The organism is Xanthobacter sp. 126 (assembly GCF_000526175.1).
Taxonomy (GTDB): domain Bacteria; phylum Pseudomonadota; class Alphaproteobacteria; order Rhizobiales; family Xanthobacteraceae; genus Xanthobacter; species Xanthobacter aminoxidans.
On sequence record NZ_JAFO01000001.1, the window covers coordinates 2,926,342 to 2,941,093 of the forward strand.

General features: G+C 67.3%; 14 protein-coding genes. 6 read left to right on the top strand and 8 right to left on the bottom strand.

Translation table 11 applies throughout. The features are described 5' to 3' along the window. Window positions 1-10: 10 nt before the first annotated feature. From XAN126_RS0113945 to XAN126_RS0113960, 4 genes are all read right to left on the bottom strand, one after another. Window positions 11-2,221, bottom strand: a complete 2,211-nt coding sequence (locus XAN126_RS0113945; protein ID WP_024279205.1) for a bifunctional (p)ppGpp synthetase/guanosine-3',5'-bis(diphosphate) 3'-pyrophosphohydrolase — start codon at window positions 2,219-2,221, stop codon at window positions 11-13. Between the two features lie 187 nt (window positions 2,222-2,408). Next, entirely contained in the window at window positions 2,409-3,383 is a 975-nt protein-coding gene (locus XAN126_RS0113950) for a quinone oxidoreductase (RefSeq protein ID WP_024279206.1), read from the bottom strand. Window positions 3,384-3,451: 68 nt separating this feature from the next. Continuing rightward, window positions 3,452-4,207: an SDR family oxidoreductase gene (locus XAN126_RS0113955; protein ID WP_024279207.1), complete on the bottom strand. Its 756-nt coding sequence runs from the start codon at window positions 4,205-4,207 to the stop codon at window positions 3,452-3,454. Next, window positions 4,204-4,959: a TerC family protein gene (locus XAN126_RS0113960; protein WP_024279208.1), complete on the bottom strand. Its 756-nt coding sequence runs from the start codon at window positions 4,957-4,959 to the stop codon at window positions 4,204-4,206. Before XAN126_RS0113960 ends, XAN126_RS0113955 begins: the two co-directional genes overlap by 4 nt. A 172-nt stretch (window positions 4,960-5,131) precedes the next feature. On the opposite strand from XAN126_RS0113960, the gene XAN126_RS0113965 reads away from it, so the two are divergent. Next, window positions 5,132-6,310 (top strand): UbiH/UbiF family hydroxylase, encoded by a 1,179-nt coding sequence (locus XAN126_RS0113965; protein WP_024279209.1) that lies wholly within the window; start codon window positions 5,132-5,134, stop codon window positions 6,308-6,310. A gap of 31 nt (window positions 6,311-6,341) precedes the next feature. Here the strand turns inward: XAN126_RS0113965 and XAN126_RS0113970 are convergent, their stop codons facing one another. Further along, the gene (locus XAN126_RS0113970) at window positions 6,342-7,298 is read right to left on the bottom strand and encodes an AEC family transporter (RefSeq protein WP_024279210.1); all 957 of its coding nucleotides are present in this window, start codon (window positions 7,296-7,298) and stop codon (window positions 6,342-6,344) included. 96 nt (window positions 7,299-7,394) lie between these two features. Beyond that, on the bottom strand, window positions 7,395-8,210 hold the full coding sequence (locus XAN126_RS0113975) for a gamma-glutamylcyclotransferase family protein (protein ID WP_024279211.1): 816 nt from the start codon (window positions 8,208-8,210) through the stop codon (window positions 7,395-7,397). Between the two features lie 142 nt (window positions 8,211-8,352). On the opposite strand from XAN126_RS0113975, the gene XAN126_RS0113980 reads away from it, so the two are divergent. Both XAN126_RS0113980 and hspQ read left to right on the top strand, forming a co-directional pair. Continuing rightward, entirely contained in the window at window positions 8,353-9,393 is a 1,041-nt protein-coding gene (locus tag XAN126_RS0113980; RefSeq protein WP_024279212.1) for a CoA ester lyase, read from the top strand. Between the two features lie 200 nt (window positions 9,394-9,593). Next, window positions 9,594-9,917, top strand: a complete 324-nt coding sequence (hspQ, locus tag XAN126_RS0113985) for a heat shock protein HspQ (protein ID WP_024279213.1) — start codon at window positions 9,594-9,596, stop codon at window positions 9,915-9,917. Window positions 9,918-10,013: 96 nt separating this feature from the next. On the opposite strand, the gene XAN126_RS0113990 is transcribed toward hspQ, so the two are convergent. Beyond that, entirely contained in the window at window positions 10,014-10,940 is a 927-nt protein-coding gene (locus XAN126_RS0113990) for a peptidylprolyl isomerase (RefSeq protein WP_024279214.1), read from the bottom strand. A gap of 383 nt (window positions 10,941-11,323) precedes the next feature. On the opposite strand from XAN126_RS0113990, the gene rpmF reads away from it, so the two are divergent. Then, a complete protein-coding gene (gene rpmF / locus XAN126_RS0113995) occupies window positions 11,324-11,509 on the top strand; it encodes a 50S ribosomal protein L32 (protein ID WP_024279215.1) in 186 nt (61 codons plus the stop codon). A gap of 405 nt (window positions 11,510-11,914) precedes the next feature. Then, entirely contained in the window at window positions 11,915-12,322 is a 408-nt protein-coding gene (locus tag XAN126_RS0114000; protein ID WP_024279216.1) for a hypothetical protein, read from the top strand. Between the two features lie 94 nt (window positions 12,323-12,416). Here XAN126_RS0114000 and phaR read toward each other — a convergent pair whose 3' ends face one another. Then, window positions 12,417-13,106: a polyhydroxyalkanoate synthesis repressor PhaR gene (phaR, locus tag XAN126_RS0114005; protein ID WP_024279217.1), complete on the bottom strand. Its 690-nt coding sequence runs from the start codon at window positions 13,104-13,106 to the stop codon at window positions 12,417-12,419. A gap of 298 nt (window positions 13,107-13,404) precedes the next feature. On the opposite strand from phaR, the gene XAN126_RS0114010 reads away from it, so the two are divergent. Beyond that, window positions 13,405-14,583, top strand: coding sequence for an acetyl-CoA C-acetyltransferase (locus tag XAN126_RS0114010; RefSeq protein ID WP_024279218.1), 1,179 nt, complete (start codon window positions 13,405-13,407; stop codon window positions 14,581-14,583). Window positions 14,584-14,752 lie beyond the last annotated feature (169 nt).

Sequence of the window (14,752 nt, forward strand, 5' to 3'; positions counted from 1 at the left end):
CGCGCCGGCCTCAGCCGTTCACGCGCTCCACCTGCGAGACCACCTCGCGGGCCTTGAGATCGGCGATGATGGCGTTGAGGTGCCTGAGGTCGAACACCTCCACGTCGATCACCATCTCGTGGAAATCCGCCGAGCGGGCATGCATCTGCAGCCCGTCGATATTGCCGCCCCGGTCGCCGATGGCACCGGCGATCTGCGCCAGCGAGCCGGGTTCGTTCCGGGCGGTGACGATGATGCGGGCGGGGAAGCGCCCGTCGGACAGCTCGTCCACATCCCACCGCACGTCCAGCCAGCGCTCGGGGGCATCCTCGAACCCCTGCAGCGACGCCGACTGGATGGGATAGATGGTGATGCCCTCGCCGGGCGTGAGAATGCCGACGATGCGGTCCCCGGGCACGGCCCCGCCGTCCGGCGCGAAGCGCACGGGCAGGTCGCCGTTGATGCCGCGGATGGGAATGGCGTCGAGCCGTTCCGACGTGGCGCCCTCGGGAATCTTGAATTTGAGGTTATGGCCGCGCTTCAGCTCGAACCAGCCCTCGCCGCTGGCGGCGCGCTCCGCCCGCTCCTCGGGGCGGGGCGGCACCCAGTCGGGGTAGACGGCGCGGATCACGTCGTCGGTCTTGATCTCACCCCGGCCGATGGCGGCGAACACATCCTCCGCCGATGCGCGGGCGAGCCGGGGCGTAGCCTTGGCCACCCCATCCTCGGTGAAGGGCTTGCCGACGCGGGTGAAGGCGCGTTCGGTGATCTTGCGGCCGAGGCCGGCATATTGCGCGCGCACGGCGGCACGCGTGGCGCGGCGCACGGCGGCGCGCGCCTTGCCGGTGACGGCGATGGTTTCCCACGCCCCCGGCGGCGTCTGCGCCTTGGAGGTGATGATCTCCACCTCGTCGCCGTTCTTCAGCTCCGACACCAGCGGCGCGATGGTGCCGTTGATCTTGCAGCCCACGGCAGTGTTGCCCACGTCGGTATGCACGGCATAGGCGAAATCGATGGGCGTCGCCTTGCGCGGCAAAGCGATGAGCCGCCCCTTGGGGGTGAAGCAGAACACCTGATCGTGGAACAGCTCGAGCTTGGTGTGCTCCAGGAATTCCTCCGGCGAGAGCCCCTGCGACAGGTTCTCGATGGTCTTGCGCAGCCAGGCATAGGCGCGGCTTTCGTGGGAGAGCATCTCCCCCGGCGCGCCCGAGGCGTCCTTGTAGAGGGCATGGGCGGCGATGCCGTATTCGGCGATCTCCTCCATGTCCTTGGTGCGGATCTGCATCTCGACCCGCTGGCGGCGCGGGCCGACCACCGTCGTGTGCAGGGAGCGGTAGTCGTTGGGCTTGGGGGTGGAGATGTAGTCCTTGAAGCGGCCGGGCACGATGGCCCACTTGGTGTGGACGACGCCCAGCGCCCGGTAGCAGTCCTCCACCGAGGAGACGAGCACGCGGAAGCCGTACAGGTCCGACAATTGTTCGAAGCCGATGGCCTTGCGCTCCATCTTGCCCCAGATGGAAAAAGGCCGCTTCTCCCGCCCCTTGACCTCGGCGACGATGCCGCGCCGCTCAAGTTCGTCCTTCAGCTCCCGCTCGATCTCCTGCACCACAGGGCCGTTGAACTGCCTCAGCTCGGAGACGCGGGTGGTGATGCTCTCATAGGCTTCCGGGGAGAGCTGGCGGAAGGCGAGATCCTCCAGCTCCTCGCGCATGTCCTGCATGCCCATGCGGGCGGCGAGCGGCGCGTAGATGTCCAGCGTCTCCTGCGCCACCCGGTCCCGCTTCTCCGGCGGCACCCATTTCAGGGTGCGCATGTTGTGGAGGCGGTCGGCGAGCTTGACGAGGAGCACCCGCACGTCGTCGGCGATGGCGAGCAGCAGCTTCCTGAGATTCTCGGCCTGCTTCGCCTGCTTGGAGACGAGGTCGAGCTTCTTGATCTTGGTCAGCCCCTCCACCAGAGTCGCGATCTGGTGGCCGAACAGCCGCTCGATCTCCGCCTTGGTGGCGCTGGTGTCCTCGATGGTGTCGTGCAGCAGGGCCGAGACGATGGTGGCATCGTCCAGCTTGAGATCGGTGAGGATCGCCGCGACTTCGAGCGGGTGGGAGAAATAGGGATCGCCGGACGCACGCAGCTGACTGCCGTGCGCCCTCATGGCGTAGACATAGGCGCGGTCGAGCAGCGCCTCGTCGGTGTTGGGATTATACCGTCGAACGCGCTCGACGAGTTCGTATTGGCGCATCATGGCCGGAACGATCCGTCGCAGCACGGCGGAGCGGGCTCAGCGCGCCCACCCCATCCTTGTTGAACCGTAGATATCATGCGGAGGGGCAGGATGCGCAAGTCATTGTCACTGCATGGGTGTGGGAATGTCGCGCATGCCTTGATCCGCCTCTCTCCCCCTCCCCATACGGAAGAGGGAGGCGCCAGTCTCATGGCAGAAGCAGCGTCGCCCCGGTGGTGTTGCGGCCTTCGAGGTCGCGGTGCGCCTTCTGCGCGTCCTTCAGCGCATAGGTCTGATGGATCGGGATCTTTACCGCCCCGGTCAGCACCGCCTCGAACAAATCGTTGGCGGTGGCGATGAGATCGGCGCGCTTGGCGACGAAGGTGGCGAGCGTCGGACGGGTCGCGAACAGCGAGCCCTTGGCCGACAGGTGCAGCAGGTCGAAGTTCTTGATGGCACCGGAGGCGTTGCCGAAGCTCACGAACAGGCCGAGCGGCTTCAGGCAGTCGAGGGAGGCGGGATAGGTCGCCTGCCCGACGCCGTCATAGACCACGTCGCACAGCTTGCCGGAGGTGATCTCCTTCACCCGGTGAACGAAATCCTCGTCCCGGTACAGAATCACCTCGTCGCAGCCATTGGCGAGGGCAAGCTCGCCCTTGTCCTTGGAGCCGACAGTGCCGATCACGGTGGCGCCGAGGTGCTTGGCCCACTGGCACAGGATGAGGCCAACGCCGCCGGCGGCCGCCTGCACGAGAATCACGTCGCCCGGCTTGATGTGGTGGGTGCGGCGCACGAGATACTGCGCCGTCATGCCCTTGAGCATCATGGCCGCGGCGGTGCGGTCGTCGATGGCGGCGGGCAGGTGGACGAGCGCAGCGGCGGGGACGTTCCGCACCTCCGCATAGGCGCCGATGGTCATGGCATAGGCCACGCGATCGCCGGGGTGGAAATCGGTCACGTCGGGACCGACCGCCTCGACGACGCCGGCGCCCTCATTGCCGGGAATGAAGGGCATCGTGGCGGCCTTGTAGAGGCCGGTGCGGAAATAGACGTCTATGAAGTTGAGGCCGATGGCGGTGTGGCGCACCTGCACCTGGCCCGGCCCCGGCGGGGGAACCACCACCTCTTCATAGGTCAGCACCTCGGGACCGCCCGTCTGATGCACCTGAACCGCATGGACCATGACCACCACCCCCTATCCTCCCGAGATGGCCCGGATCATAGGGCGGGCCGGGTGGGCCGCAAGCGGCCTCAGCGGCCTCCCGAGATCTTGAGCACCGCGCCCGTGGTATAGCTCGCGGCCTCCGACAGCAGGAACAGCACCGCCTCGGCCACCTCCTCGGCCGTGCCGGGCCGGCCGATGGGGATGGAGGGCGCGAGTCGCTCCAGCCGCCCGACGACCCCGCTCGCGTCGTGGATGTCGGTAGCGATGAGGCCCGGGGCGATGGCGTTCACGCGGATGCCCTCGCGAGCCACCTCCCGCCCGAGACCCAGGGTGAAGCTGTCGATGGCGCCCTTGCTGGCGGCGTACCAGACATATTCCCCGGCCGAGCCGAGCGTCGCCGCCATGGAGGAGAGGTTGACGATGGCGCCGCCCTTGCCGCCCCGCGCGGTGGACATGCGCCGTACCGCCTGCTGCGCCACGAGGATCGCCCCCGTCACGTTGAGATCGATGACGCGGGCCATCTCGGCCGGGTCGGCATCGGCGAAGGGGCCGGCGCGGCCGGTGATGCCGGCATTGTTCACGAGGTCGGTGACGGCACCAAGATTGGCGTCCACCTCCTCATAGAGACGCGTGATGTCCTTCGGCCGGGCCATGTCGCCCTTGACGACCAGCACCTGCGCCCCGAGCGCCCGCGCCTCGGCGGCCACATCGTCCGCCGCCGCCGCGTCGCGGGTGTAGTTGATGGCGATGCGCCCGTAGCCGGCTTCCGCCGCGCGCCGCACACAGGCCGCGCCGATGCCCCGGCTGCCGCCCGTGACCAGCAGAACCTTGTCCGCGTTCATTGATCGCCTCCCCTGTGCAGCGCGATCCGCCGCCTGCGCCTGCCGGCGGCGGCGACGTTCAGCACCTCCACCATCACCGAGAAGGCCATGGCCGCATAGATGTAGCCCTTGGAGATGTGGGCGCCGAAGCCGTCGGCCACCAGCGTCACGCCGATCAGCACCAGGAAGGCGAGCGCCAGCATCTTGGTGGTGGGGTGGGTGGCGATGAAGGCGGAGAGCGGGCCGGAGGCCACGAACATGATGCCGACCGCGATGATGACGGCCAGCACCATGATGGCGAGGTGCTCCGCCATGCCGATGGCGGTGAGGATGGAATCCACCGAGAAGACGAGATCGAGCAGGATCACCTGCACCACGATCCCGGCGAAGGCCCGCTTGGCCGCGCCGGCGATGGCCTCCTCGCTCGGTTCGTCCTCGCCTTCGAGGGCGCCATGCATCTCGGACGTCGCCTTGGCGATCAGGAAGGCTCCGCCGCCGATGAGGATGATGTCGCGCCAGGAAAATTCGTGGCCGAATACCGTGAAGAGCGACTGCCGAAGGCCGATCAGCCAGGACAGGGCGAACAGCAGCCCGATGCGCAGCAGCAGCGCCGCGGAAAGGCCGATCTGCCGCGCCCGCAGCGCCTCGGCGGCCGGAAGGCGCTGCACCACCAGCGAGATGAACACGACATTGTCGATGCCGAGCACGATCTCCATCGCCGTCAGCGTCACCAGCGCCGCCCAGGCTTCCGGCGACGTGATCCAGTCCAACATCGGCGCACTCCCCTGCCCCAGATTCGCGAAGGCTGATCGCAACGCGGCGGGACCGCAAGTGCACCTGCGCTGGTCCGGGGCTTCCTCCCGCACGTATCCGCGGCATCTCCGCAGCTTTCGCCGCGGCAGACTCGGCTCTAGTGTCCCCCGATCCGACCATGAGGAGGCAGCGATGGAACACGACGTGATGCACGAGGTGGTCGTCGTCGGCGCGGGCCCCGCCGGGCTTGCCACCGCCATCGGCCTCGCCGCACGTGGTGTGTCGACCGCGCTCGTCACCGGCCCCGATCGCGGTGCGGATCACCGCACCACGGCGCTGCTGGAAGGCTCGGTGCGCATTCTGGAGGAGTTCGGCGTCTGGTCGCAGATCGCGCCTCGCGCCGCGCCGCTGCGCGACATGCGCATCGCGGATGCCACCCGCCGTCTGGTGCGCGCGCCGGAAGTCACCTTCCGCTCGGCCGAGATCGGCCTCGACGCCTTCGGCTACAACATCGAGAACGACGCCCTGCGCAACGGCCTCCTCGCTGCGGCTATGGAGATGCCGAACCTCCACATCGCCCGCACCTCCGTGGAGCGCATCGATTTCGGGCCGGATGCTGTGACGCTGAACCTTGCGGACGGCACCCGCCTCGCCGCCCGGCTGGTTGCCGGAGCGGACGGGCGGCAATCGACGGTGCGTGCCGCCGCCGGCATCAAGATGCGCAACCGCGCCTATCCGCAGGTGGCCTTCACCGCCACCGTGCAGCACACGCGGCCCCATGAGGACACCTCCACCGAATTCCATACCGAGAGCGGCCCCTTCACTCTGGTGCCGCTGACGGGCGACCGCTCCTCCATCGTCTGCGTGGTCACCGAGCGCGAGGCCATCCGCCTGCTCGGCCTCAGCGACGAAGCGCTGGCGCGGGAACTGGAGGCGCGCGCCTCCTCCGTGCTCGGCCGGTTCGAGATGGAAGGCGGTCGCGGCGCCTTCCCGCTGGCGGCGGAGACGGCGGAAAGCCTCGTCGGCGACCGCATCGCGCTCTTGAGCGAAGCCGCCCACATCATGCCGCCCATCGGTGCGCAGGGGCTGAATCTCGGCCTCAGGGATGCGGCGGCACTGGTCGCTCTTGCGGCGGACGCGGTGGCGACGGGGCGCGATCCCGGCAGCCGCGAGGTGCTCGCCCGCTATGCGGACAAGCGCCAGCGCGACATCAGCGGCCGCATGACGGCCGTCGATCTCCTCAACCGTTCGCTGCTGTCCGATCTCGTGCCGGTGCAGAGCGTGCGCGGCTTCGGCCTGTACCTGCTCGATCGCGTCGGCCCGCTGCGGCGCAGGCTGATGCGCCTCGGCATCGGCGACAAGGCTGCATAAGGCTCGCGGCGTAAGGTTGGCCGCGTGAGCCTCAGAACAGGCTGAGCGGGATCAGGTGCTCGCGCAGCAAATAGAGCATCAGCGTCACCGTCACGACCGACGACAGGGTGCCGAGGAGGACGGCGGTGGACGCCTCCTCCACGAACACATGGTATTGCCGCGCCAGCACGAACACGTTCAGCGCCGGCGGCAGCGCGGCCATGAGCAGCAGCGTCTGCTCCCACACCGGCGAGAACGGCCCGAACACCGAGAGCGAGACCAGCGCCACGAACGGGTGGACGAACAGCTTCAGGCTCAGGAGCGGCGCGAGTTCCACCGGCACCCGCTTCAGCGGCCGCAGCGCCACGGTCACGCCAAGGGTGAACAGGGCGCAGGGCGCGGCCGCGTTCTTCAGATAGTCCAGCATCCGCGAGAGGGCGTCCGGCTCCTTGAACTCGAACGCCGCCGCCAGCACGCCCAGCAGGGTGGCGATGTTGAAGGGGTGGGTGAGCACCCTTTTGGCAATGAGCACGAAGGTGTGGCCGAGGCTCTCCCCCCGCCCCCGCGTCGCCATAAGCAGCGGCACGACGGTGAAGAAGAACATGCTGTCGGTGGCGAAGATAAGCGCCGCGGGGCTGGCGGCGGCCTGCCCGAAGGCGGCGAGCGTCAGGCCCGGCCCCATGTAGCCCACATTGGCATAGGCGCCGGCCGTGAGCGCGATGGCCGCCTCGCCGATATTGCCCTTGCGAAACCAGAGGCCGACGCCCAGCGCCAGCAGGGACATGGTGGCCGTGGAGGCCAGCACGGCGAGGATGAAAGCGGGATTCGCCAGCTCGTGGAACGGCGTCTGCGCCACGATGCGATAGAACAGCGCCGGCAGCGCCACATAGATGATGAAGAAGGAGAGCCAGGCGAGCCCCGCCTCCGGCAGCTTCACCCTGCGGCCGCAGAAATAGCCGAGGAGGATCAGGCCGAAGAACGGAAAGGCGAGGCCGAAGAGGTCGCTCATGATCGCCGGAGGCTGGCCGGAAGGCGGGGAAAGGAGGCAACAGAGTGCCCCCTTCCTACAAATCCCTGCGAAGGATGAAAAGCGCGGGCACGCCGATCAACGCGGCGGCGTTGCTGGCTTGCCCATCAGATGCCGCACCGCATAAAGCTCCGGATAGAGCCGGTTGCGGAACTGGCTCGCCGCCGGCTCCACCGTAGCAAGCAGGCGATCGATGGCACCCGAGCGGGGCGTGTCGGCCCAGGCGCGGCGGGCGATGGGGCGGTCGTCGAGCCAGAAGGGGCTCCAGTCGAGCGTGGTCTCGATGAGTTCGCGGGCGAAGTCCGGCCCTTCGTCGAGAGAGCCCTGCATCACCACGTCGATATAGGACTGGAGCAGCGGGAAGCTCACGTCCGGCCGCTGGAGGTCATCCGGCCCCTTGCCGGCGGATTCCTTGGGCACATAGACCCAGATCTTGCCGACGCGCGGCAGGCCTTCCCAGTCGATGGCCTCCACATGGGCCTGGTCCAGCTCCACCCGGTCATAGCCGCCCTCGCGGGCGTCGAAGGATGCAAGCTCGGCTTCGTCCTTCACCGGGAAGATGACGCCGTTGATGCTGCCCGGCTCCTCGCCCGGCATCCGCGGCCGGATGCCGAGGGCGGTGAACCCCGCCGTGCCTTCCCGCGGAGTGAAGCGCGATGCCCACGAGCGCACATAGCCGAAGCTGCCGGCGATTCGGGCGGCGATGGCCGGTACGGGGCGGCCGGACGTCGCGGTCCGGGACGGTCCGCTGATGAGCGAGCCGTAGCCGAACAGGAACTCTCGCGGGGCATTGGCGAGGCGCTGGCCCCAAAAATCCTTAGCCGCCGCTGGCAGGGTGGAAGAAGCCGCCAGCCCGGCGAGACCGCCGAGCACACCGCGCCGCGTAATTGTCATGCCTCGATTCCCCCTGCCCGACGGGCGCCAGCCCGATCGCCCTGAAGTCGTGTTGCGCAGGCCGGCCACCTATGCTGCATTGCAATCAACAGGTTCTGCGGGGGGTTATATGCCCCCTGCCTGCATCCACACGGGGGGACTCATGAAGCTGCCGCGCCAATTCTTCAAGCCGCTCGCCATCGGCGCGCCCGCACCATATCGCGAGCTGCCGGTGCGACTTGAGCGCATGATCCATTTCGTGCCGCCGCACCTGGAGAAGATGCGCGCCAAGGTGCCGGATATTGCCAAGCAGGTGGACGTGGTTCTCGGCAATCTGGAGGATGCGATTCCCTCCGATGCCAAGGAAGCCGCCCGCAAGGGCTTCATCGAGATGGCCAAGGCCACCGATTTCGGCTCCACCGGCCTGTGGACCCGCATCAATTGCCTCAACAGCCCGTGGGTGCTGGACGACATCATCGAGATCGTCAGCGAAATCGGCAACAAGCTGGACGTCATCATGCTGCCCAAGGTCGAGGGCGCCTGGGACATCCACTATCTCGACCAGCTCCTCGCCCAGCTCGAGGCGCGCCATTCCATCGGGAAGCCCATCCTCATCCACGCCATTCTCGAAACCGCCGAGGGCGTGAAGAATGTGGAGGAGATCGCGGCGGCTTCGCCGCGCATGCACGGCATGAGCCTCGGCCCGGCCGACCTTGCCGCCTCGCGCGCCATGAAGACCACCCGCGTCGGCGGCGGCCACCCGGACTACAAGGTGCTGGCCGACCCGGACGGCGACAAGCCGCGCATCGGCTACCAGCAGGACCTCTGGCATTATACCGTCGGTAAGATGGTGGACGCCTGCGCCGCCAACGGCATCAAGCCCTTCTACGGCCCGTTCGGCGACTTCGCCGACCTCGCCGCGTGCGAGAGCCAGTTTCGCAATGCCTTCCTCCAGGGCTGCGTCGGCGCCTGGTCGCTGCACCCCACGCAGATCGAGATCGCCAAGCGCGTCTTCTCGCCGGATCCGGGCGAGGTGGCGTTCGCCCTCAAGATTCTCGAAGCCATGCCGGATGGCGCGGGCGCGGTGATGATCGACGGCAAGATGCAGGACGACGCCACCTGGAAGCAGGCCAAGGTGATCGTCGACCTTGCCCGCATTGTCGCAGCCAAGGACCCGGAAATGGGCAAAGCGTACGGATTGTGAGAGAATTGATTAACCAACAGCCGCGGCGAAGGTAGCCGCGGCTCTTCCACCCGGTATCGGGCTGAGCGGAAAAAGTCAGGAAGAGGCGGGATATGGCCAGCCAGGACAAAGCGCGCGCAAAGCCCGCAATCGTTGCTCCCATTGGCGACGGCATCCCCGAAGACCCCACGCATTACGCTGCGTCAGAACTCGGTGCCGGCATGCGGCAGGCGAAATTCCGCATCGGTGAGGTGGTGCGCCACAAGCACTTCCCCTTCCGGGGCGTGGTGTTCGATGTGGACCCTGTGTTCGACAACACCGAGGAGTGGTGGCTCTCGATTCCCGAGGACATCCGCCCCCACAAGGACCAGCCCTTCTACCATTTGCTCGCCGAGAACGCGGACAGCGAATACGTCGCCTATGTCTCCGAGCAGAATCTGGAGCGCGACCCCTCCGAGGAGCCGGTGCGCCACCCCAAGGTCACCGAGGCGCTTTCCGAGGATGGCGCCGGCGGCTGGCGGGTGCGGCCCGATCTGGTGAACTGACGAGCAGTTCACGCAGCGCTTGAGTCAATAAAAAACCCCCGGCCACAAGCCGGGGGTTTTTCTTTTGGAGAGAAAGCGACGGCGTCTGCCGCCGGCTCACTTCTTGGCGGGATCGGCCGCAGGCGCCGCCGGAGCGGGGGCCGCGGGAGCGGCCGGGGCGGCGGTCTTCTCGATCTTCGCGTCGGCGCGCAGCTTCGTCACCATGTCGGCCTGCGCCTTGCGGACGAGATACTGCTCCACCTGGTCCTCGACCTGCTCATAGGACGGCACGGCCTTCTGGCGCTTGTCCTCAACCTTGATGACGTGCCAGCCGAACTGGGTCTTCACCGGATCGGAGACCTGACCCTTCTCCAGCTTGAACGCCGCCGCGGCGAATTCCGGCACCATCTGGTCCTTGGTGAAATAGCCAAGGTCGCCGCCGTCCTCGGCGCTGTCCTTCGAATTTTCCTTGGCGAGCTTGGCGAAGTCCTCGCCGGCCTTGGCCCGCTTGGCGATGTCCTTGGCCTTGGCCTCGTCGTCCACCAGGATGTGACGGGCATGGACTTCCATGTCGGCGGGCGCCGACTTCACCAGCTCGTCGTAGGTCTTGCGCTTGAGCTCGGCGGAAACGGCCTTCTTGGCCTCCTGCATCATGAGCGCTTCCATCAGCGCCTTCATGCGGGCGTAGGCGAGGCGATTCTGGAACTCGGGGGTCTGGTCGACCTTCTGCGCCTCGGCGGCCTTGGCGATGAGGGTCATGTCGGTCAGGAACGACAGGACATATTCATCGCGCGCCGGGCCGCGGACTTCGGGCGGCAGGCCGGAGCCAATGTCCTCGATGGCGATGTTCAGCTCGCTCTGGCGGATCGGCGTCCCGTTGACGGTGACGAGGACCGGATCGGCGGCGGGCGCCGCCGCAGGGGCCGCTGCAGGTGCAGCCGCGGGTGCCGGGGCCCCCTGCGCCAACGCCGCCCCAACGGAAGCCGCGGAAACCGAGGCCGCGAGCAGGGCGGCGAAGAGGGAAAGCTGAGCGGAACGCTTCATGGGGCCGTTTTCCTCGGATATGTGTCGTCGGATGCGCCGATGCGCGCGCAACCTTGCTCACGTGTCCTCCTCTGACAAGAGGGCATTGTTGCGGCATACCCGCGACCGGAAAACGCACGGCGGGGCTTTCGTTCCCGCGCGCGAGCCTGTATAAGGCGCGCCTTCAATCGGGAATGCTGGCCCACGGGCGAGCCCCGCGCACTGCCCTCACGCAGTTCGCAACCGGGCTCGAGACGAACGCGTACAGGCTTCGTCATCCGTCTTCGGGCTCGGCGCGCACCGATCACAAGTTCGAAAAGCCGCAAGGGCGCCAGCCGGCGCGCTCGCATGTTGCGCCAGTTGGCAGTTCAGTTGGCTCGTTACGCCGTTCAGGAGTTTGGACAATGGCTGTCCCGAAGAGAAAGACCTCGCCGTCCCGTCGCGGCATGCGCCGTTCGGCCGACGCGCTGAAGCAGCCCACCTATGTGGAAGACAAGGATTCGGGCGAGCTGCGCCGTCCGCACCACGTCGACCTGAAGACCGGCATGTATCGCGGCCGGCAGATCCTGAAGCCCAAGGCCGAGGCCTGAGCTTCACGTCGCGGTGGCCCTCACGGCCGCCCGCTGCAGCGCCGGCGCACGCCGCCGGCGCGCCTACCCTCTTCAGGGGTGATTCCCGCCGCTGCAACTGCTGAGCGATTCGCTCTTCCCTGCGGGCGGCCGATTGAATCCCATCATCATTCATTAACGCTGACCGGCGCGCGACATCGCGCCCGTGTCGTTGCATGCGCGATGCAGATGCCCCGTCGCGGCCCTGCCCAGCGCTTGATTCTCCCGGCGCCGGCCCCAAGCGGTCGGCTGGCGGGCGCAATCCCCCGACGCCTCCGCATTCGTGACATTCGGCGCCCGATGTGTCATCGCATCGGCGGAGCCGGGACGGCGCCATGGGCGAAGGCCCTGGGCATTTTCCCGGCTGAGCGGCCCCGAGGAGCACCAATGCTGACGCCCGTCCCGTTGCTGATCGTCCCCCTCGCTCTCTACAACATCATGGTCTTTCTGATGCCCGGCACGGAATGGACCACCGTGCTCACCACGGTCGAGATGATGTCGGGCGCCCACTGGACGATCACCCTCGCGGAAGGGTTCATCGCTCTGAGCCTGTTCTTCCTGTTCTTCGAGATTCTGAAGTCGACGCGCATCAGCTCGCGCTCGATCATCGATCACATGCTGTCGATGCTGGTGTTCGCGGCGGGCCTGGCCGAATTCCTGCTGGTGCGCCCGGCCGGCAACTCGGTATTCGCGATCTTGCTGTGCATCATGCTGCTGGATGTGGTGGCCGGCTTCTCGGTCTCGATCCGCGTCGCCCAGCGCGATTTCACGGTCGATCCGCGCGGGCAGCAGTAAAAAGCCCGGCACCGCGGCCGGACTTGAACCGGCCCTCGCGAATCCCTTCGGTCCAAACCGCCGGCCCCCGCAATGGGCGGCCGGCGTCGGCTTCTCAGCTCCCGCTGCCTTCCTTCGGGCTGCGGATCTCGCTCGGCGCATCGTTCTTGGCGACGAGCTTGGGCTCGGGCTTCGGAACGAGCTGCTCCAGCTTCGCCTGCATGTCGGCCATCTGGCGCTTCAGGGCGTCAAGCTCGTCCACCCGCTCGGGCTGCGGCGCAGGCTGCGCAGGTGCAGCAGCAGGAGTGGTCGCGGTCCCGGCCGGCTCATCCCCCTTGGGGAAAGGCAGGAACATGTGGAAGGCGCGCTCGAACACTTCCATGTTGCGACGCACCGTCTCGTCCAGGCCGGCAAACGGAGCGCCCGGCACCGGAAAGGGCGTCCCCGCGAGCGTCTGGGAGAGGTGATCGCGGAACTTGCCCTGATCCTTGGTGAAGCTGTCGATGGACGCTTCCAGGTACCGCGGAACCAGCATCTGCATGCTGTCGCCGTAGAAGCGGATGATCTGGCGCAGAAAAGCGATGGGCAGAAGGTTCTGCCCCTTGTTTTCCTGCTCGAAGATAATCTGCGTCAGTACCGAATGGGTGATGTCCTCGCCGTTCTTGGCGTCGTACACCACGAAATCCTCGCCTTCCTTCACCATGTTGGCGAGGTCTTCGAGCGTCACATAGGTGCTCGTCCCCGTGTTGTAGAGACGGCGGTTCGCGTATTTCTTGATGGTGACTGGCTCTTGCGTTTTTGCCATCGTCCGGTCATCCGTTTCCTTGGGCGGAACGGCAGGTTAAGGCGTTTCCAAGTGCAGAGCTACCACTTTGTGTGCGCTGCCCATCCCTCCTTTCGCAGCGCAGACTCCGACCTTTGCCGAAGCGCGCCGGGCCTGCGGCCGACCAAGGTTGAATAGCTGCTTTTGACCGGCCCCCTTGCCATGCGATGGGTCATTGACACATGGTCCGGCCCGGACACGATAGAGGTCAAGCCTTCCCACTCGCCATTCGGCAAAGAGGCGCGGAGCCACCCGCCCGATCTTCCCAGGAGAGACTTCCATGAAGGACGAGGTCGTCATCGTCGCCGCCGCGCGTACCCCTGTCGGGTCGTTCAACGGCGCGCTCGGCACGCTGCCCGCGCATGAGCTCGGTGCCATCGCCATCAAGGCCGCCCTCGAGCGCGCCGGCGTGGCGCCGGCCGCCGTGAGCGAGGTGATTCTGGGCCAGGTGCTCACCGCCGCCCAGGGCCAGAACCCCGCCCGCCAGGCCTCGATCAAGGCCGGCGTGCCCATCGAGGCGCCCGCCTATGAGGTGCAGATGGTGTGCGGCTCGGGCCTGCGCTCCGTCGCGCTGGGCGCCCAGGCCATCGCCAACGGCGACAGCGAAGTCGTGGTGGCCGGCGGCCAGGAATCCATGAGCCAGTCCACCCACGCCGCGCATCTGCGCAACGGCGTGCGCATGGGCAATGCCGACTTCGCCGACACCATGATCAAGGACGGCCTGTGGGATGCCTTCAACGGCTACCACATGGGCGTGACCGCGGAGAACGTGGCCAAGGAATTCCAGATCACCCGCGCCGAGCAGGACGAGTTCGCCGTCGCCTCCCAGAACAAGGCCGAGGCGGCCCAGAAGGGCGGCAAGTTCAAGGACGAGATCGTCCCCGTCACCATCTCCAGCCGCAAGGGCGACGTGGTGGTGGATCAGGACGAGTACATCCGCCACGGCGCCACCATCGACGCGATGCAGAAGCTGAAGCCCGCCTTCGCCAAGGACGGCACCGTGACCGCCGGCAACGCCTCCGGCATCAATGACGGCGCCGCCGCCGTGGTGCTCATGAGCGCCGCCCGCGCCAAGGCCGAGGGCAAGACGCCCCTCGCCCGCATCGTCTCCTGGGCGCAGGCCGGCGTCGATCCGTCCGTCATGGGCACGGGCCCGATCCCGGCCTCCAAGCTGGCGCTGGAGAAGGCCGGCTGGTCCAAGGACGATCTCGACCTGATCGAGGCCAACGAGGCGTTCGCCGCCCAGGCCATCGCCGTCAACAAGGGCCTCGGCTGGGATACCTCCAAGGTCAACGTGAACGGCGGCGCCATCGCCATCGGCCATCCGATCGGCGCCTCGGGCACCCGCATCCTCGTGACCCTGCTGCACGAGATGCAGAAGCGCGATGCCAAGAAGGGCCTCGCCACCCTCTGCATCGGCGGCGGCATGGGCATCGCCATGTGTCTCGCACGCGATTGAGTTGCCTCGCGCGCGACTGAGCGCGTCGTTTTAGGCAACCGGACGGGAGGCCGCGCCCCAGGCCGACCTGTCTGGAACAGGGCCGCGACCTTCGATCGCGGCCCTCCGTTTCCGAACGGAAACACCGACTTGCTACACACCGCCCGAGCGTGGCTCGACCCGCTTCGGC